19 protein-coding genes and 1 pseudogene are annotated in these 19,128 nt (G+C 35.4%); 5 read left to right on the top strand and 15 right to left on the bottom strand.

All coding sequences use genetic code 11. The features are described 5' to 3' along the window. Positions 1-57 precede the first annotated feature (57 nt). The 5 genes from ACQQ2I_RS08865 to pxpA all read right to left on the bottom strand — a co-directional run bounded on the left by ACQQ2I_RS08865 (position 58) and on the right by pxpA (position 4,389). On the bottom strand, positions 58-513 hold the full coding sequence (locus tag ACQQ2I_RS08865; RefSeq protein ID WP_431030165.1) for an AraC family transcriptional regulator: 456 nt from the start codon (positions 511-513) through the stop codon (positions 58-60). A 597-nt stretch (positions 514-1,110) separates the two neighbouring features. Beyond that, positions 1,111-1,269 (bottom strand): hypothetical protein, encoded by a 159-nt coding sequence (locus ACQQ2I_RS08860; RefSeq protein WP_431030164.1) that lies wholly within the window; start codon positions 1,267-1,269, stop codon positions 1,111-1,113. 243 nt (positions 1,270-1,512) lie between these two features. Further along, positions 1,513-2,304 (bottom strand): putative hydro-lyase, encoded by a 792-nt coding sequence (locus tag ACQQ2I_RS08855; protein WP_431030163.1) that lies wholly within the window; start codon positions 2,302-2,304, stop codon positions 1,513-1,515. Between the two features lie 62 nt (positions 2,305-2,366). Beyond that, the gene (locus tag ACQQ2I_RS08850) at positions 2,367-3,584 is read right to left on the bottom strand and encodes an NRAMP family divalent metal transporter (protein ID WP_431030479.1); all 1,218 of its coding nucleotides are present in this window, start codon (positions 3,582-3,584) and stop codon (positions 2,367-2,369) included. Between the two features lie 40 nt (positions 3,585-3,624). Further along, the gene (pxpA, locus tag ACQQ2I_RS08845; RefSeq protein WP_431030162.1) at positions 3,625-4,389 is read right to left on the bottom strand and encodes a 5-oxoprolinase subunit PxpA; all 765 of its coding nucleotides are present in this window, start codon (positions 4,387-4,389) and stop codon (positions 3,625-3,627) included. Between the two features lie 274 nt (positions 4,390-4,663). On the opposite strand from pxpA, the gene pxpB reads away from it, so the two are divergent. Both pxpB and ACQQ2I_RS08835 read left to right on the top strand, forming a co-directional pair. Further along, positions 4,664-5,404: a 5-oxoprolinase subunit PxpB gene (gene pxpB / locus ACQQ2I_RS08840; RefSeq protein WP_431030161.1), complete on the top strand. Its 741-nt coding sequence runs from the start codon at positions 4,664-4,666 to the stop codon at positions 5,402-5,404. Beyond that, positions 5,395-6,384 carry a biotin-dependent carboxyltransferase family protein gene (locus ACQQ2I_RS08835; protein ID WP_431030160.1) on the top strand — a complete coding sequence of 330 codons (990 nt, stop codon included), beginning with the start codon at positions 5,395-5,397 and terminating at the stop codon, positions 6,382-6,384. The genes pxpB and ACQQ2I_RS08835 overlap by 10 nt, the downstream gene beginning before the upstream one ends. Before the next feature lie 244 nt (positions 6,385-6,628). Here ACQQ2I_RS08835 and ACQQ2I_RS08830 read toward each other — a convergent pair whose 3' ends face one another. Both ACQQ2I_RS08830 and ACQQ2I_RS08825 read right to left on the bottom strand, forming a co-directional pair. Beyond that, entirely contained in the window at positions 6,629-7,048 is a 420-nt protein-coding gene (locus ACQQ2I_RS08830; protein WP_431030159.1) for a hypothetical protein, read from the bottom strand. Between the two features lie 59 nt (positions 7,049-7,107). Then, positions 7,108-7,941: pseudogene (locus tag ACQQ2I_RS08825) on the bottom strand (IS1595 family transposase). Between the two features lie 226 nt (positions 7,942-8,167). Here ACQQ2I_RS08825 and ACQQ2I_RS08820 point away from each other — a divergent pair. Beyond that, positions 8,168-8,929: a GNAT family N-acetyltransferase gene (locus tag ACQQ2I_RS08820; RefSeq protein WP_431030158.1), complete on the top strand. Its 762-nt coding sequence runs from the start codon at positions 8,168-8,170 to the stop codon at positions 8,927-8,929. A gap of 149 nt (positions 8,930-9,078) precedes the next feature. Here ACQQ2I_RS08820 and ACQQ2I_RS08815 read toward each other — a convergent pair whose 3' ends face one another. Then, entirely contained in the window at positions 9,079-9,837 is a 759-nt protein-coding gene (locus tag ACQQ2I_RS08815) for an IclR family transcriptional regulator (RefSeq protein ID WP_431030157.1), read from the bottom strand. 1,082 nt (positions 9,838-10,919) lie between these two features. On the opposite strand from ACQQ2I_RS08815, the gene ACQQ2I_RS08810 reads away from it, so the two are divergent. Further along, a complete protein-coding gene (locus tag ACQQ2I_RS08810) occupies positions 10,920-11,072 on the top strand; it encodes a BH0509 family protein (RefSeq protein ID WP_431030156.1) in 153 nt (50 codons plus the stop codon). A 96-nt stretch (positions 11,073-11,168) separates the two neighbouring features. Here ACQQ2I_RS08810 and ACQQ2I_RS08805 read toward each other — a convergent pair whose 3' ends face one another. From ACQQ2I_RS08805 to lepB, 5 genes are all read right to left on the bottom strand, one after another. Next, positions 11,169-12,107: a thymidylate synthase gene (locus ACQQ2I_RS08805; protein ID WP_431030155.1), complete on the bottom strand. Its 939-nt coding sequence runs from the start codon at positions 12,105-12,107 to the stop codon at positions 11,169-11,171. A 405-nt stretch (positions 12,108-12,512) separates the two neighbouring features. Beyond that, positions 12,513-12,848 carry a DUF4288 domain-containing protein gene (locus tag ACQQ2I_RS08800; protein ID WP_431030154.1) on the bottom strand — a complete coding sequence of 112 codons (336 nt, stop codon included), beginning with the start codon at positions 12,846-12,848 and terminating at the stop codon, positions 12,513-12,515. Between the two features lie 299 nt (positions 12,849-13,147). Beyond that, entirely contained in the window at positions 13,148-14,332 is a 1,185-nt protein-coding gene (locus ACQQ2I_RS08795; RefSeq protein WP_431030153.1) for a GGDEF domain-containing protein, read from the bottom strand. Positions 14,333-14,552: 220 nt separating this feature from the next. Then, the gene (locus ACQQ2I_RS08790) at positions 14,553-15,317 is read right to left on the bottom strand and encodes a CPBP family intramembrane glutamic endopeptidase (RefSeq protein ID WP_431030152.1); all 765 of its coding nucleotides are present in this window, start codon (positions 15,315-15,317) and stop codon (positions 14,553-14,555) included. 126 nt (positions 15,318-15,443) lie between these two features. Continuing rightward, positions 15,444-16,007, bottom strand: a complete 564-nt coding sequence (lepB, locus tag ACQQ2I_RS08785; protein WP_431030151.1) for a signal peptidase I — start codon at positions 16,005-16,007, stop codon at positions 15,444-15,446. A gap of 232 nt (positions 16,008-16,239) precedes the next feature. Between lepB and ACQQ2I_RS08780 the strand changes: the two genes are divergently transcribed. Next, a complete protein-coding gene (locus tag ACQQ2I_RS08780; RefSeq protein ID WP_431030150.1) occupies positions 16,240-17,205 on the top strand; it encodes an alpha/beta hydrolase in 966 nt (321 codons plus the stop codon). 352 nt (positions 17,206-17,557) lie between these two features. Here the strand turns inward: ACQQ2I_RS08780 and ACQQ2I_RS08775 are convergent, their stop codons facing one another. Next, positions 17,558-18,031 carry a YpjP family protein gene (locus ACQQ2I_RS08775; protein ID WP_431030149.1) on the bottom strand — a complete coding sequence of 158 codons (474 nt, stop codon included), beginning with the start codon at positions 18,029-18,031 and terminating at the stop codon, positions 17,558-17,560. Positions 18,032-18,374: 343 nt separating this feature from the next. Further along, on the bottom strand, positions 18,375-18,569 hold the full coding sequence (locus ACQQ2I_RS08770; protein ID WP_431030148.1) for a hypothetical protein: 195 nt from the start codon (positions 18,567-18,569) through the stop codon (positions 18,375-18,377). Positions 18,570-19,128 lie beyond the last annotated feature (559 nt).

The raw sequence follows: 19,128 nt of genomic DNA, 5'->3' as shown, positions 1-19,128 counted from the left end.
ATCCAATTTTATATAATTTAACTAGAGTCATTCAAAAAGCTACTATAAATAATAGAGTCACTTGATTGGAATACAAATTTCACAAGTATGGTTATTAACAAGTTCCACTGTATACCGCTCCAGGATAGGTCTTGTTTCATCTAATCTAAATCCTTGGTTTTCTAATTCTAGAAACACTTCACCCCAAGCCTTTTGAACAGCTTCTACCGTATGATTTATTTTAAAAACAGCGTATCTTCCTCCACGAACGCTACCCAATTTTATCTCATCAATATTTACACGGTAATCGTCAGGAACAATTAAACATGCATCGTATCGACAATTTTCTGGTGTTACAAATGCTGGATTATCTTGGGCAATGCCGAGGAGAATAGATTGATCAGTAAATAAGTTATTAGCTTTAACCCAACCTTTAAATTTCTCCATTAGTTGTGCATTTTCCACCCCATAAGGACCAGTCTGTCTCATATATGCAATTGTACAAGACGGTATTTTTTCAATTTGAGCCTTCATATTTTTTCCCTTTCATTTAAAGTACATCGATGTCTGAAATCATCATATAGCCCTTTAAAATGAAAAACAACTTAATTTTTAAAATAGTAAAACTACCATGTAATGTTACTTTTATTTCGTATATATAAGTGTAGTTGAATGTTCTAGCATAATGATTGACTTTAAAAATTAGCTTGCATTTTAGCTAAAAATGAATGTTTTGGCTCGTGCCGGGGGTTTTGACCGTATGCAGTGACTTTTTGCTCGGATACCGTAGCTTTTTGACCGTTTACCGCGGGCTTTTGCTCGGATACGGCAGTGTTTTGCTCGTACCGAGGATTTTGACCGCATGCAGCGAATTTTTGCTTGGATACCGCAGCTTTTTGACCTTTCAATGTCGGCAGTTTTAAGAGGATTTATCTAGTAGCATCTGTCTATTTTTCATCACACTATTAGCCTACATACTGGCCTGTAAAACTTAAGAAATCTATAAATGAAGTATTTGACGAAGAAAAACCTCAATACACACTTTAAAAAGTGTGTATTGAGGTTTAGTACACAATGAATTGTGAGTAAAATGGTATCAATAGTTTTCATTAAAGAAAATAAAACCTACCATTACTGCTGTTTATTTTCATTTTGATTACGATTAAAATCGAAGTCTACTTCCTGAGCAAACTCTTCTCTGTTTGCACGCTCTCTGTTGGCATTTTGATTTTGATTTTGTTGTTTTTTGTTATCTTGCGTTTTATTGTTTTTATGTTTATTACTTCCCATTTTCCTCTCACCTCCACCATTAGTGTGAGTGATAAATGAGATTTTATCCGTATATATTACAATCAGTACAATTTACCTAACTAAAAAAGTGCGTTATGTTTAACTTTTTTTATTAGCTTCAATGAATTCCTTCATTAATATATTATAGTTTTAAAGCATCCGATTCTGCCATAACTCTAAAATCGTGCGCATAAGTAATGCCCACCAAATCAATTGGTGGGCACTTGCTTATAAAATCATCATTTATAGTATACTCAAGCTTGTTTCCTTTATATCCGTAATTAGCATATGGCCTGGTGCATGCGTAATCATAATAGAAGGTTTGCTTTCCATGGAAACTGCTTGAGGAGTTACGCCGCATGCCCAAAATACTGGAACTTCCCCTGGCTTAATGGACACGGCATCACCGAAATCTGGTTTTGAAATGTCTGAAATACCAATTTGTTCTGGATTGCCAATATGAATTGGTGCACCGTGTACATTTGGGAAACGTGAAGTAATTTGGATGGCACGAATTGCATCCTCAGGTGTCATAGGACGCATGCTGACAACAGTCGGTCCTTCAAACATACCAGCCTTTTCGCACGGGATATTTGTTTTATACATTGGCACATTACAATTTTCTTGAATATGTCTAATTGGAATACCTGCTTCAAGAAGCGGTGTTTCAAATGTAAAGCTACAGCCTATTAAAAATCCGACCATATCCTCTTCCCAATAATCCGTAATATCTACTACTTCCTCTGTAAAAATACCATCACGATAAATACGGTATTTCGGAATGTCCTTGCGAATATCTGCATTTTTTGCAATTTTAGACGGTATAAATGATCCCGGTTCTGTCACGTCTAATAGTGGACACGGCTTTGGGTTTCGCTGACAAAACAGTAGAAAATCAAAAGCATGCTCCTTCTTTAAAATTACTAAATTTGCTTGTGTAAATCCGATAGACATGCCAGAAGTCGGTCCCGTTATTTCTTGATCGCGAATCAATTTACGGATTTCATTTGGTTCTATAGTGCTAAAAGTAGTCATCGTCTATTCACTCCTTATAAATGAACCATCCATGATCAAGAGACGCATGGATGGTTGCTAGATTAGCTAAAAATTTTCGGAATTTGTTCAATTAGTGTGATAATGCTTAAATATCCCATAAGAACAACTACAATGGCCCCTGTTACAGTTAACCAAAGTGGATGCTTATACGTACCAACAATGTCTTTTTTGTATGCTGCAATTAATATAATACTAAGTGATAACGGTAAAATCAGTGCATTTAATGCTCCTACTAAAATCAACACATTTACAGGCTTACCGATGAAGGCAAAAGTTGCTGTTGAAACGATGATAAATGCGATAATCACCCAATTATGATATTTCTCGATTTTCGGGTGGAATGAACGAATAAATGAAACAGATGTATAAGCCGCACCTACAACAGAAGTGATTGCTGCAGCCCACATAATCATACCAAACATACGATAACCAATATTACCCGCAGCAAGTTGGAAAACAGATGCAGGTGGATTATCAGGATCGATTGCTAAACCTTTTGAAACAACACCAAGAACAGCTAAAAATAATGCAATACGCATAATACCTGTAATTAAAATCCCTGTTACAGAACTTTTTGTTACTTCTGGTAAAGATTCTTGTCCTTTAATACCTGCATCCAAAAGACGGTGACCGCCAGCAAATGTAATGTAACCACCCACTGATCCACCAACTAAAGTAACAATTGCAAACCAGCTAATTTCTTTAGGCATAACCGTGCTCACAATCGCCTCTCCTACAGGTGGTGAAGTACTAAAAGCAACATAAAGCATAAGTAAAATCATGATACCGCCAGCAATTTGAGCAACCTTATCCATTGCCTTCCCTGCTTCTTTATAAATAAATACAAAAATAGCAAACAGTGCACTTACAACCGCACCCGTAATCGGATCTATGCCCATCATTGCATTTAACCCTAAACCTGCTCCAGCAACGTTACCAATATTAAATGCCAAACCACCCATAACAATCATAATCGCAAGGATTATGCCTAATCCAGGCAATATCTTATTGGCAATCTCTTGCCCACGCAAGCCAGAAACAGCAATAATTCGCCAAACGTTCACCTGAGCGACAATATCTAAAATTAATGAAATTAAAATAACAAATCCAAAGCTAGCTGCTAATTGCTGTGTGAATACCGTTGTTTGTGTTAAAAACCCAGGCCCGATAGACGAGGTAGCCATTAAAAAGGCTGCACCGAGTAACACACTTTTACTTGCTGTTTTCTTAACAAATTTACTTTTATTTTTTTGTTCCATTCCTTCTGTAATCGTTTCCATTTTATTTGTTTCCATTGAATTACCCCTCCTTGATAGCACGTATTGTGATTTGGTTTTCTGTTAATTTTGCATGGATATATTTTGCAAATTCAACCGCATGCTCCCCATCCCCATGAATACAAATTGTATTTGCTTGTAATGGGATGTCGATTTGCTGCTGTGACATTACCATGCCTTCTTTTACCATTCTCACAACTTGATTTACAGCTTGTTCTGTATCCGTAATCAATGCATCTGGTTGTTTACGAGATGTTAAAGAACCATCCTGTTGATAGGTACGATCTGCAAACACTTCATGCGCTGTTTGAAGACCTATTTTTTCCCCGGCCTTTGTTAATTCACTACTAGAGAGACCGAATAACACAAGTGAAGGTGAAATATCATAAATGGCTTGTGCGATAGCCTCCGCAATGGCTGGATTTTTAGCAGCCATATTATAAAGTGCGCCATGTGGCTTCACATGCTGCATCGTTTCATTATAGATTGTTAAAAAACCTTGCAATGCCCCAACCTGATAAATGACCATATCATAGGCTTCTTGAGGTGTGATATTCATCTCTCGTCTGCCAAAGCCATTTAAATCTGGTAATCCCGGGTGTGCCCCAATTTTTACACCATTCGCAATCGCTAGCTTAACGGTTTCTCGCATGACCGTTGGATCCCCACCATGAAAACCACAAGCAATATTTGCAGATGTTACATACTTTAAGATTTCCTCTTGCTCTCCTAGTCGATACCGACCAAAACTTTCCCCTAAGTCACAGTTTAAATCAACTCGAAACATTTTCTTCCCCACTTTCTTCCCACAAAAGTTCTAAATATGAATGCGTTTACAAATTTTAGTACCGCTATTCGGAACTTGAGTTTTGAAATTTAAAAAAATATTATCACACTTTTTTTTTGGAGAAAAGCATAATTTTTAAATTTTTTAGAAATAACACAAATTTTTTATTTTTATTAAAATTCAACTTGTTTTTGTTTGTCGTTAAAATATAATATTAATAATCCGTTATTTAAAACTCATATACCGAATTTTGAAACTATAGGAGATGATTTTCATGTCAAATATAAAAGAAAATGTACAAATAAGACCTTTGAGCGATGCTGCACTTGTTATTCAAGTAGGTGAAGGAATCAATGAAGCGACTCACAATAAAGTTAAAAATATATTGAATTTATTAGAGAAAAATCCATTTGAAGGATTTATCGAGGCTGTGCCTGCCTATAATAGTGTGACAGTTTACTACAATCCGATTGATGTATACTTTTCACATTTAGAAAAAGGAGTCAAAATGCCTTATGACATTGTGAAAACAAACATTCTTTCGTTAATGAATCAATCTCACGTCATCGAAACAACAAAGGAACGTGTTGTAAAAATCCCTGTAATATATGGTGGCGAAATGGGGCCAGATTTAGAATTTGTAGCTAATTATCATGGCTTAACACCTGAAGAAGTCATCAAAATTCATTCTTCTGTAGAATATCTTGTTTATATGATTGGCTTTGCTCCAGGTTTTCCTTTTATGGGCGGGATGGATACACAAATTGCAACACCACGTAAAGAAACACCACGTTTAGCCATCGCGCCAGGATCTGTTGGTATTGCGGGAAATCAAACAGGGGTTTATCCATTAGAAACGCCAGGTGGATGGCAAATTATCGGACGAACTCCTTGTCGTTTGTTTTTACCTGAACAATCGCCTCCAACACTATTACAACCGGGGGATCGAATTCAATTTGTCCCAATATCAATGGAGCAATACAAAAGAGATTGGGAGATGAAAACATGGGAATAAAAGTATTGCAGCCAGGTATGCTGGCAACGATTCAAGACTTAGGAAGATACGGCCTACAGAAGTTTGGTGTAATCGTAGGAGGCGCAATGGATGCGATGTCTTTACGAATCGCGAATCTACTCGTTGAAAACTCGGAGGGAGAAGGTGCTCTGGAGGTAACACTTTACGGCACTACTCTATTATTTGAAAGTGATGAACTGATTGCCATTACAGGTGGCAATTTACAACCTACAATCGACGGAAAAAATGCACCGATGTGGCGACCACTTTTAATTCGAAAAGGATCTATTTTGAAATTCAACGCTGCCATTAGTGGCTGCCGCGCTTACGTATCGTTTAGCGGTGGCATTCAAGTACCCAACGTAATGGGTAGCAAAAGCACCTACATCCGTGCTGAGATTGGTGGGTTCCAAGGAAGAAAATTGCAAAAAAATGATGTGTTTGAATGTAATAAACGAACAGCTTTAGGAGAGGAGCTATTTAACCAATTAGCAAAGGATCCAGCCTACCTGTCATGGTCAGTTGATTACACGCACTTCGTTACATTCGAAAAAACACAAACCATCCGCATCATTCGAGGTTCTGAATACGAAAAGTTTGACGAGGATCGTTTAAAAAAATTCTTTTCCACTCCTTACACAATTACAACACATGCAGATCGAATGGGCTATCGATTGGAAGGAGAGACCATTTCATTAAAGGAGCAGTTTGAATTATTATCTGAAGGGGTGACATTTGGAACGATTCAAGTACCTTCCAGTGGGCAACCAATTATTTTAATGGCAGATCGTCAAACGACTGGTGGGTATCCTAAAATCGGACAAGTCATTTCTGCCGATTTACCATCATTAGCACAAATGCAAGCAAATGGTCGCATAAACTTTAAAGAAGTTACGCTAGAAGAAGCGCAATGGGCATTCATTCATCGCGAAAAAAAATTAAAAGAACTAGCTTTTGGCCTTCGTTTAAAAAGGAAGTAGCTAATGTAAGTAAAAAGAGCGCATTCACACTGGCTTAGCTACGACAAGTGCTGGAAACAAAATAAATTTTGGTGCGAATGCCTAGACACTCTTTAAACTAGAATAAATTTATACGTTCTTATCTTTTAGGCTCTGTTAAATTTAATTGTTGATTTTTTAACCAAATAATTAAGGGAACCTGATTTGTTGAGGTTCCCCATTTTTATTCAGCTACTACAAATTATACTCATTTTGAGTTGAGCCTTTAGTTTTCTATTCGGATAAAGCATTTTTCATATATTTCAATTGTTTCAATTTGTTCATTTAAATTTATTTTCAACTCAACCTCACGTTCTACGTCTTCTTCTCCGTCCCAACAAATATAAACTTCACAAAAATCGCCTTGTGGCAGTAACTCTTTTAGTGAGTGACATAAATCAAGAAAAGTTTTTTTGGATTTTTCGTAGTTGTGTGGCGAATAAGTCTTGTGATAATCCGTCAATTGCCAAATAGGATTTCCATTTTCTAAAATCGCATAAATATAAGGTGTAGTAAAATGCTTTTGTTTAACTATATTACGATTTTCTTCATCGGGGCAAACATACTCAACCAAAAATTCATCATCTGCATCATCTTCACTTAGCTTTACTGAAAAATTAAAGCCAATATAAGTTATCATACTCATTTCAATAAACTCCCTAATGTTTGGTTTTTCAATTAAATTACCTAATATTCAAATAAGCATTACACATTGAATTCCGATAACCGCAAGCTTCGATAGGTTTCTGTCATTTCAAAAATAAAAAACGAGCAAGGTATTTAGTAGCTCCCCCCTTTAAAATGACTTATCCAGTATTTTAAACGTGAATGAAGTCCGTTTACATTTTGGACATGATATAAACCTTTTATAACTTGTTTTCCATCGTCTGATTTAATGCGGTAGTATTTTCATTTGCATACGTTTTATAAGCTCTCCAAGCGTCTGTTACAAGTAAGTTATTAATTTAGAGCCTATCATACAGTCAACTTTCGCTTTCACAACACGCCCCATACAAGCTACCTTTGAAACGATTGATTTAGTTCGGTCTCTAGCTACAAGAACACAAACTGGTTCACTGCTTATCCCTCTATGCTTGGGTTTAACGCCTCGCTTATGCGGTTTACGTTCACTAATGTCACGTTGACTTTTGTGAGAGTATAAAAAATAAGTCTCGTCCACTTCAACGATACCATCAAATTGTTTAAAATCCATTTGTTTAAGGGCTGATAATAACTTGTGTCTCCAATAGAACAATGTCACCGAAGTAACTCCCACAATTTCTGCTGATTTTCGCAGGGAATATTCTTTAAATATACATTCAATACAAGTAATCCATTCATTACCTTTTCGAGTGCAGTAAAGAATTGTATTTGTAATATCCATAAACGTTTACGACAAACCTTGCCGCAATATCGTTGGCGACCATTGACTGTTGAGGAAGGTTCAACATAGCATTTCACCCATTGAAGCACTCATTCCTTATCTGTATACAATAATTTATCGATATGTTTTAATAAATTGCTAAACGCTTTATTCATTGTGGACTCTCCGGTACGAATATTCGTTCTTACTATACCGATATTTCTTAAAGTTAATAAATAATAACACTATTCTTTAACACAGCCATCTTTTAAAAAATCATTCAAATAATTGTGGAGAGCTATCAATTTCCAATGAACGAAACCTATGAATTTGTCAGAACCTATATCTATTAAGGTATTATTTGACCAATTCTTAAAATTATCGAATATGAGGGTGGAAGAAATGGAATTTATTCAAATTACCAAAAGTAAGATAGAAACCGAGCACATATGCTGTGCATTAGGGGCAAAACAATATGAAAGTGCAGTAAGCGAGAAGAAGCAATGGCTTTCAGAACGAATGGATGAAGGATTAGTTTTTTATCGCTTGGATGAACGTGCAAAAGTATTTGTTGAATACCTGCCTGCTGAAATGGCGTGGGTTCCTATTCAAGCACCGAATTATATGTATATTAACTGTTTGTGGGTTTCAGGAAGATATAAAAACAATGGATATGCCCAGCAATTATTAAATTTTTGTAAAGAGGATGCAATCAATCGTGGGATGGATGGGATTGTACATATTGTAGGCAAGAAAAATTATCCGTATTTAAGTGATAAACGTTTTTTTGAACATATGGGGTTTGAGTTAGTAGACCAAGCAGAACCATATTTTCAATTGATAGCATTATCATGGAATAAACAAGCTGTTACACCTTACTTTAATAAACAGGTAAAAACTTTTTCTTATGATGAAGGCATAACTATTTATTACACTGTTCAGTGCCCATTTGCTGTTGGTATATTGGAAGAACTAAGAAAAATAGCAGAAAACAAGAGTGTCCCTTTTAAAACTTTTAGAATAACAACTAAAGAAGAGGCACAAAATTCACCAACAATTTGGACAACTTTCGGTTTGTTTTATAACGGGGAGTTCATTACACACGAAATACTCAGCCCAAACAAATTTGATCAACTACTCATAAAACTATTAGCAGAAAAATAAATGTTCTTGGTTTGTTTCTACTTATAATGCTTAACTGAAAAAAGCATGCGTCATTATAGGTGACCATGCTTTTTGTTTGCTAATGACAATAATTTTTTAGATTTTATGATTCAAAAAGGGACGTCTTATCTAACAGAGACGCCTCCATTTTAAAACTGTTCGTATCCTAATTGTTTAGAAATCTCTGCCGTAGCCTTCTTCAGTTTCTGGACGAAAATTTCAACATTTTCCCCTTGATAATTAGTTTCCAGTCCTGCGATACTCATGGATGCAACAACTTCTCCTTTATGGTCGTAAATCGGTGCTGCAATAGCGGACGTATAATTTTCTAGTTCAGAATGGCTGATTGTATAACCACGCTCTCTTGCCTGCACAATCGCTTCATAAAGTTTTTCTTTATCCGTAATCGTGCCCATCGCAAATGATGTAAGTTCGATTGATTCAAGATATTCCTTGATTTCATCATCTGGTAAAAAGGATAATACCGCACGAGGACACGCCCCAGCATAAAGAGGACTTTTTCGACCAATGGCTGTATACAGTCGAACCTTTTGCTTCGTATCGACTTTCTCAATATAAACCGCATCGTCACCATCACGAACAGTTAAATTAATCGCTTCTTTTACGTCATTATGTAACGCATTCATAATGGGCTCTGCAATTTTTCGAATATCTAGGCGCATGGATACGAGATGTCCAAATTTAAGAAAGAGAATGCCTAACCGATATTTTGCATCAATTCCCTTTTCTAAAAACTCCATTTCCTCCAATGATTTCAACATGCGAAAAACAGAGGTTTTAGGGATTCCTGATAACTCAATGATTTCTTGAAATGACAGTTCAGTATGATCGATAAATAGATTTAATATATCCATGGAACGGACAACCGTTTTATTTTTATTTGTCAATTCAGGTTTATCTTCCTTTCGTTACAAGCTTTAAGCTAATCATTTTGCATCTTTTTAAATATTAATTTACACTTTCATAAGGATTGTTTTATTCGTATTTTAAGTGCTCGTATGTCTTTTCAATTTCTAATTATACCTAACTTCTTGCTGTATTTGTATCCTTGTAAATGCGATTAAAATGGAAATAAAAAAGGAGTAGAGAATGGTTGCGTTGCTTCCATGTGCTCTACTCTTGCTTGTTATTTTACTTTTATTACCTTATTAACAGGCTGGTTAAGAAATACAGATATTCATTTTTTTGCCCTACTCTCTGACGTTTTTCTTTGAATAAAAAAGGAACCCTCTAAAAAATAAATTTTAAAATCTATGAAACTTCTTCCTATTCTATTCGTATAATAATCATTCAGTTTAAATAGATAGAACTTAAAAGGAGAAACGAAAATCTTGGACCATTGAATGAAGAAATTACTTTTTGTTATTTATTTTATTACGATTGCGGATGCCTATTACTCCACATTGTTTGTTGAGCCAAAAACACCCCCGCAATATCAAAATACTCAAGTAGCTGTTCAGTCTACAATGACACAAGCTCAGCTGCGGTAGCAAAAATAACAAAAAGAAACGCACGACAAAAACGATGAAAGAAAAAGCAAATGTGATCTATTCACATTTCCAAGTAACAACCTCTTTACCATTTGTAAAAGGCTATACATGTGAAAAACACTTATTTTTAAGGAATGTTTGCAGCCAATTGCTCTTATACAGCCATCTTCCAGATTCACTGGTTGATGGCTGTTTTATTTTAAATAAACTTTCGAGTAAGCAACTGCAACTATACAGAACTTCCCTACATCTCCTCCACCCTTTTACGATGAAATGGAACGCTAAGGAAATTTTCGTTAGCTCAATATGTAAATCAGTCATCCATTTTTCACTTAATAAACAGATTGATTTTACATCAACGCCTTAATTTTCAAAATATTTTTAAAATTTAGGTAAAATTAGTGGTTTTTATCCCCTATCTGTTATATAATACATTATAATAAAAAATAATTGTTATATATCAAAGAGGGGGATTTAACATGATTTCAGAAAAAGAGCGTCAAAATATGGTTCAGTTTTTAATTATGTATTTCGGGTCAGATTCAGGTTATTTAAGCAATTTGACGGATTGTATGTTAGAAAAAACTTACGAATTCGCCTACACTCGAACATTGATGGAATGTGATTTCTAGAAAGAGTTCTAAATAGCAATGTATAATGATCTCTCAAAAAATAGGAGGGTGTCCTAAGTCATCTGTTATGACTTTTAGGACACCCTCCTTCAATATTTACACCGCAATCGGTGCTTTAATTGGCGGATGTGGATTGTAGCCTTCTAATGTAATATCCTCAGCTGTCATATCGAAAATCGACTTGTCCGCTAAATGTAGCTGTGGTAGCTCACGTGGATCACGGCTTAATTGCTCATATACTTGGTCAAAGTGATTTTTGTAAATATGTGCATCTCCTAATGTGTGCACAAACTCACCGACGTCTAAACCACATTCTTTTGCAATTAAATGTGTAAGCAATGCATACGACGCGATATTAAACGGAACACCTAAGAAAACGTCGCCACTCCGTTGATACAGCTGACAAGAAAGCTTGCCGTCTGCTACGTAAAATTGGAAAAATGAATGACAAGGCGGCAGAGCCATCGAGTCTACTTCCGCTGGGTTCCATGCTGATACGATTAAACGGCGAGAATCAGGATTTTTCTTAATTTGCTCGATTACGTTCGCAATTTGGTCAATCGATTCACCATTAGGAGCTGGCCAGCTACGCCATTGCTTGCCATATACCGGACCTAAATCACCGTACTTTTGTGCAAAATCATCATCTGCTAAAATTTTTTCATTAAAGATGTTCATTTGCTCATCGACTACTTTGGCAAATGCCTCATCTTTCGCCGCGCGTAATCCGAAATCTGTCATATCTGGTCCGTTATAATCGTCCGATTTAACCCATTTATCAAACGCCCACTCGTTCCAAATATAATTTTTATCTTGAATGAGTGTTCGCACATTTGTGTCACCTTTTAAAAACCATAAAAGCTCCGTCTTAATCAACTTAAAAAAAGTGCGTTTTGTTGTTAATAGCGGAAACCCTTCTTGTAAATTAAAGCGCATTTGATAGCCAAAAATGCTTTTCGTCCCTGTTCCTGTTCGGTCTTCCTTTTCAAATCCATGCTGCAAAATGTGCTCACATAGCGCTAAATATTGTTGCATTACTAAACTTCCCTTCGTACTCAGTTATCTTATCCATTATATATGTTAACAGTTTCCGTTGTATATTTTCAGATATTTTTGAAGTTAAATCTTTCTCTTTGCGATGAAAACTGCAATGTTTTTTGTGTAATGGCTTATTTCAGCACCATCGTTCCACTATCTGCTTGCGCTACGAGTGAAAATTCATCACCTACCACCAATGTGCTATTTTCTGCTGAACAATATAGTATGATCTTGGTGGATGATTTAACAAGTAAAATGGGCGAACCTTCAAAAGTTTATGATAACACTCTTAGCCAGAAGGACAGGCATTAATAAATCACTTCTAAACGTTAAAGTTTTTCAATTGGTATTGCTATTCACATACGCTATTGAATAAATCATTCTTTAGGCAACGTATAATTCTTATTTATCTAAAGAATATAATTCAATTGCTTCTTCTGCAGTAGTAGGTTTGTCGAACAAAATATATCGACTATAGACCTCCTTTAAATTTAGAGATTCACTTAAATCGTCCACTAATTCAAAAACATCTAAAATCTTTACTAGTTCTACAGTGTTTATTCCACCATCAGCATTTTCGTATGAATCTGGTTGGAAATGTTTATTTACTAAATCGCAAACCGCTTCCCTGCTCTTGCCATTTAACAGAAAAATTCTTTCTTCAAAGATCTTCCCCTCGTTTTTTGAAGATGTTGCTGTTGATTCAAATAGTAATTTAACAGAGAAATATTTATCCAAAAAAATCCCCCCTGTAAATAACCTATCATTCTAACGATAACTTTACTAGCCATAGCATCTTGTTCAATTTTACTAAGGAACCCCTTGCAAATTGCTCCTTTTCTATTTTTAGAAATGGATTGATTTACAATTTCAGCATTGGGGTATGAATCAACACAATCATATAACTATTATCTAAATAGACGCCACCAGCTATATAAGACACAGCTCCATCAAAATAGGATGAGAAGATGTGCTTTCTTATGTGGATACCCATCCTTCCAATTGCAAATACAGCCTCCCCAAAAGATAGGCCTACACTACATGTACATTTTATGCTCAAATGCATTACGTCCCTTTTCCTTTACACTGTATAATGCCATATCCGCTTGCTCGATACAGAGTAAAATATCATTTGCTGTCGCAACTATTTGCGTATGTGCGCCTATACTGACTGTAATCACACGGTCAACCTTTGACGCTTTATGTTCAATTTGTAGCAAATGCACTTCGCGAATCATTTCTTCACAAATTTCACGAATCTTGTCCTCCTGCTGTTCAACAATTAGCAGTGTAAATTCCTCTCCTCCCCACCGCGCAGCAAAAACGTTGTATTTAGTCGCAACGCCCTTCAGTACACGACCGATTTTGCGTAATACTTCATCTCCGCTAGTATGGCCATACGTATCGTTATAAAGTTTAAAATAATCAATATCTAAGACAATTGCTGATAGTAAATAAGGGTTATCTAACATTTGGGCTTCAAGCTGTTCCATATATTCATTAATCGCGCGGCGGTTATACAGATTTGTGAGTGGATCGAGTGAGGCTTGAATAGCTAATTTTTGATTTGCTTCGCTAAGTTCTTGTGATAATTTTCGTGTCATATCAATTTCACTTTTCAGTCTTGCTTGCATTTTGTTCATATGATGAAAAGAAAAATAAAAAGCGCGAGACAGTAAATACGTAATAGGAAATAATATCGCCAAATAGAGTAATTGCCCATAAAATTGTGGTGAGTTTCCTTGCATGACATATAACCCTGTTACTAATACGAAACTAGTAATTACGATTGGAGGAAGTATTTGTTTATTCGTTAATACAAAGTAAGAACAACAAATTAACATAATTAGCGTATACATCATGAGCTGATTGTTGTCCGGCTGACTTGTCAGTGCAATCATGACCCCTAAACTTGTTAAAGTCCCAATATATAACATAATATATAAATCCATTTTTCGGTAATTTTCTTCTGTTACATTTACCCGTTTTACTTGTATATAATAATGACAAATCAAATTGAACGCTAGTAACAATAAATACCCCCAGACATTAGTGAGAATCTCACTAGAGGCTTGTTCTTTAGTAAAAATAAAAATGACTGTTTCTACTAATAAAATAAATAATACAATACCCGTCATTACTTTACTAACCAATGCTATTTTTCTAAAATTGTGTTGAATTTTTGCTTTGTGTATATAAAACGATTGAGAATCAGATACCATTTTATCACTCACCTCTGAATCCGAACTTATAAACAAAAAAATTTACACAACATTAGTCTTTTTTACCTAAAACATTCCACTTTTTCAACTTCCGGTTAAAAAGGTCTTTATACCTTATTTTATGTTATGTGAAAGGTTTTATTACTTAGTTCTTCTATTTATCGTTATTTTACAAAAGCCGCCAAACCATTTATAACGGTTTGGCGGCTTTTATACTTGCTTAAATAACACGTACTTTTGTGGCTCTTAGTTCTACCAACATAAACAGTATAATACAAGTCACGACAAATACTACCCATTTGGTCATATCTAAAATTTCCACTGCAATCGTTCCTGGTGTAGGATCATGCAAATAAAATACATTTAACATACCGTGTAAAATGGCTGCTGGTATAACTGAATCGCCTTTCTCTCTTATGTATGTAAGAATGATAGAAATCGTAAATAATAATAACAAATAGATGACGATGCCCATGAACTTATGCGTATAAGTTTTATAAAAAAAGGCGATTGGTAAATGCCAAATGGACCATATGCTCGCTGTAATCAATGCTGTTTTTATAAAGCTATACTTTCGTCGTAAATACTCATAGTAATTCCCGCGCCAAACAATTTCCTCTAAAAGCGCAGACAATGTACTAATCGTCATCCCAATGAATAGTAAAGAAATCAACTCATGATATGTCGTAAATAAAAAATATTCCCCATACATAAAGTAAAAATATAGCTGCAAACCTACCCCTAAAAAAATCGGTAATAGGATGGCTAGCACTGTCGGATAAAATGTTGACTTTCGAATTGCAAAGCTGTATTCTACCTTCATTTTCTTGATGACGGCTTGATATAGTAAGACAACGAGTAAAGGAATAATCATTGTGATTCCTATATAATTGCGTGCATCGTCTAGCTGTAATAATAAAATATGAACAATTATTGTAATTACATAAATCCAAACCGTAGTAGTAAAAATGATTGAGCCCTTCATAGAAATACCCCCTTACCTACCAAAATATCTATCTACTGTTTACAAGTTATAAACCTTACGCACTATATTTTACATGAAATAACAAAAAACGACACTACTATTTTTAGTGTCGTCTCGTTTAACCTATTAATTACTTATTAATTCAGCATTGGAAAGCGGCCAATATACGAATCTTACTTCCCCAATGACTGTATCCATCGGAACAAATCCCACAGCTGGTAAGCGACTATCTATACTTACACGACGATTATCGCCTAATACAAACAAATGCCCTTCCGGTACAGTCGTCTCTTGTAAGTAGTCCTCTAACGTAAAATCTTCCGTCAATGTACCAGGATCCTTTAACTCCGCTTTATATTTATCTAAATACGGTTCATCGTATTTTTCACCATTCACATATAGCACATCGTCTATGTACTGAATGTGATCGCCAGGCAAACCGATTACTCGCTTCACATAATTCTCTTCTTCTGTCTCTTTAAATACAATGACATCAAAGCGCTCTAAATCTGTTAGTTTAGGAGTGATTTTATCGACCGCCAACATTTCCCCATCTTCCAACGTTGGCATCATTGACGCACCTTGTACAACAATGGGTGTAAAAATAAAATACCGTACCCCTACAGCTAATACAAATGCGATTCCAATTGTTTTGACCCAATCTAACCAATTATCTTGTTTTTCTTCCACGCTTAACCCCTCCCCAAATATACATACTTTCTTATTTAAACGAAAATTACGAATAAAAGTTGCATTTTCATTTTTTATCCAAAATAAAGGTATCTCTAAAATTCGTTACCGTAACTAGTATTTGAAATCTGTTCCTACTTACCACAAACGATACAAAACAAAGACAGACGGTTTTTGATGTATTTGGTACAATATCAATATTGCTTTATATCAATCTATCAGGAGTGTACATATGAAAAAAAAATTACTGATCTTTTTAACCATTTTTGTCGTCTTAATAGGCGTTGCATATTTTGCTGTCGGTAATTATTTTTATAATTATGCATTAAGCGCCACAGATGAAAAAGAGTTTATGGAGGACAATCCACATTTAGCGGATAGCACTGCTATTGACCCTATCATTGAACAACAATCATCCGATTTAGACGATCAATTCGAAGAAGAGTATCCGCCGTCCTCTTTATTGATTGAATCAAAAGATAAATTGAAGTTGAAATTACATGCCAATCTGTATGAGAACGGAGAGCAAAATGATAAATGGGTCCTGATTGCTCATGGTTATACGAGTCGAGCGGATAAGATGACACGCTGGATTCGCCCATTTTACGAAAACGGCTATCATGTATTAGCCCCAGATCTTCGTGGACACGGTGATAGTGAAGGTGAATATATCGGCATGGGCTGGCATGATCGCTTAGATCTTCTACAATGGATTGATGAAATACGTAACATCAATCCAGATGCCGAAATTGTATTATTTGGTGTTTCAATGGGGGCTGCAACAGTAATGATGGCCTCGGGTGAAGACCTTCCTTCAAATGTGAAAGTCATCGTGGAGGATTGTGGTTATAGTTCCGTGAGCGATGTGTTTATTTATCAACTGGATGATTTGTTTGGCCTACCCGAATTTCCAGTCCTGCATGCGGCAAACACCGTTTCAAATATCCGCGCTGGCTATGATATTTACGAAGCATCCGCCGTTAAACAAGTTGCTAAAAGCAAAACACCGATGCTCTTTATCCACGGTGATGGCGACACATTTGTACCATATGAAATGTTAGATGACGTCTACAATGCCGCACAGGTAGAAAAAGAAAAGCTCATTATTCCAAATGCTGCCCATGGTGATGCTGTAAAAGTAGACCCCGATACGTATTGGGAAACGGTTTGGCGCTTTGTCGGGAAGTATATAGATTAATAGAAAAAGGTGAATTGGTCATGTTGCCAAATCACCTTTTTTCACTATAATCTTCGCTGTATTCATAAAGGCTTGACGAGCTCCCCTTATTTTCTAAAAAACTCATTAAAACAAATCTTATGCTTAAATAAATAACTAACTTAAGATAATTGTAACTGTAGCAGCGGCAAAGCCCATTCCATTTAATTAACAGATCAAGTATATTCCTAACAAAAGGATTTTCCACAATTCACTGAGCTGTAGAAAAACCTTAACCTGAAACTTTAAACTTGTATAATACTTAAAAAGTGCCTACTTTTCTTTTTTAGTAGCATCAGACTTTAGTAATATAGCATTTCAAAGCTTTACTTCTTTACATCAACCGATTCAGCGACGTGTTTTGGTTCCGATAAATTCCTCCTAAATCATACTGTGTAGCGAAGTTGTCTTCAAAAGTATGGTAGTGGTAGTAGTAGCCTTTATCTAAGAGATTTTCTACTTGCACATAGAAATGAATAATATTTGTGTTTGTTATATTGTTTTTTATGTGAAAAACCTTTTCTGAGTAATTGCTACTTCGTTTTTCTATAATTGTAAACGAGCGCATTGTGTCGATATCTAGCCGTTCTAACATAAAATCAATTGCTTCTTGTAGTTTTGGTAAGAGGCATGACTCACAGAAAAAATTGCCTATTCCATCTACTTGAGTACCAAATCCCCCTAAAAATAATCCTTTGATTTTGAAAAATCTTTGTAACTTTACTGTCCTCATATTCAGCAACATTTGGCGTTTAGTAATTTTTAATTGTTTATTTCCTTGTACTTTAACACTTGATTTTATTCCCATCTTTCTATGCACCTCACTTCACATATTTTTTAATCTAACTATAATCAACAAAGGTTAAAATTAGGTTAAACTTGCTTGCCATTAATAGCACAATTTAATACAAATAAAAAACGCTACTAGCATGTTCGTAGCGTAAATGGGATATTCACTTAAAACCTTGTTACGACAACCACTTCGGCGGTGTGTTTTGCTCCTGAGTTCTATTTGATTCGTAGTGAATATTTTTTATAATCTATCCTTTAATATCAACATTTACATACGTATTGGATTTTTAGCATATTAAAATGGGGTACCTTATAAACTAAAAATAGCCCTCCACAGTATAAATGTGGGGGCTTAACTTTTAAGCTGTTTCTTTCTGTCGGTGTAAAATCTCGATGGCGTCATATCCATACTGTGCTTTTATCTCCTTTAGAATCGCTTCATCTGTCAATGGGATTACATCATTTTTACTAAAAAATAATGCAGCATTCCCCTCAACTTCGTACTGATCTACACGAAATATGAACTCCACTAATACGATACATTTGTCATGCACATTTCCACCTCTTTTCTATTTCTATACACATAGTTCTATATAGTTACTCCGATTCCTTCTAAATACCCAAATTTTTCGATTGGTATAAAAGGACTTCATGGAGAGGTTTTATTTAGACAAAAAGGACTGCGTAACGCCGTCCCTTCAAACACATGTAATTAATATAGTGAGCCGTTCTTAGCAATACTTACTGTAAAGTTAGCAGAAACAGGGAATATTGCGCCTTGGTAGACATAGATTCCCGCAAAGCTATGTGGGAAGTAAGTATAAGGTTGACTTTGAGGCCATCCGGATATGCCTGCATATGTTTGGCTCCAAGAACTAGCACTTGAACCTGTAGACGTTGCAATTGTTCCAGGGCTTGTCCCGGTCAATATTGCCCGTTGTATTTGTAACATGAAATGATTTTGTAATGCTTGTTACAATACTTCGTACAGGAAAAGAATTATTTGATACAGCAACTTTACTTGTTATTACTTCGATTGATATTTCTTTATATTCTGATCATTAAATATAATCAGTTTATTTAAAATATTCAAAATCAGATACTGAAACATTT

This window comes from Lysinibacillus sp. LZ02, assembly GCF_050613145.1.
Classification (GTDB): Bacteria; Bacillota; Bacilli; order Bacillales_A; family Planococcaceae; genus Lysinibacillus_B.
Note: the sequence above shows the minus strand (reverse complement) of the source record. Positions and strands in the feature narration are given on the sequence as shown.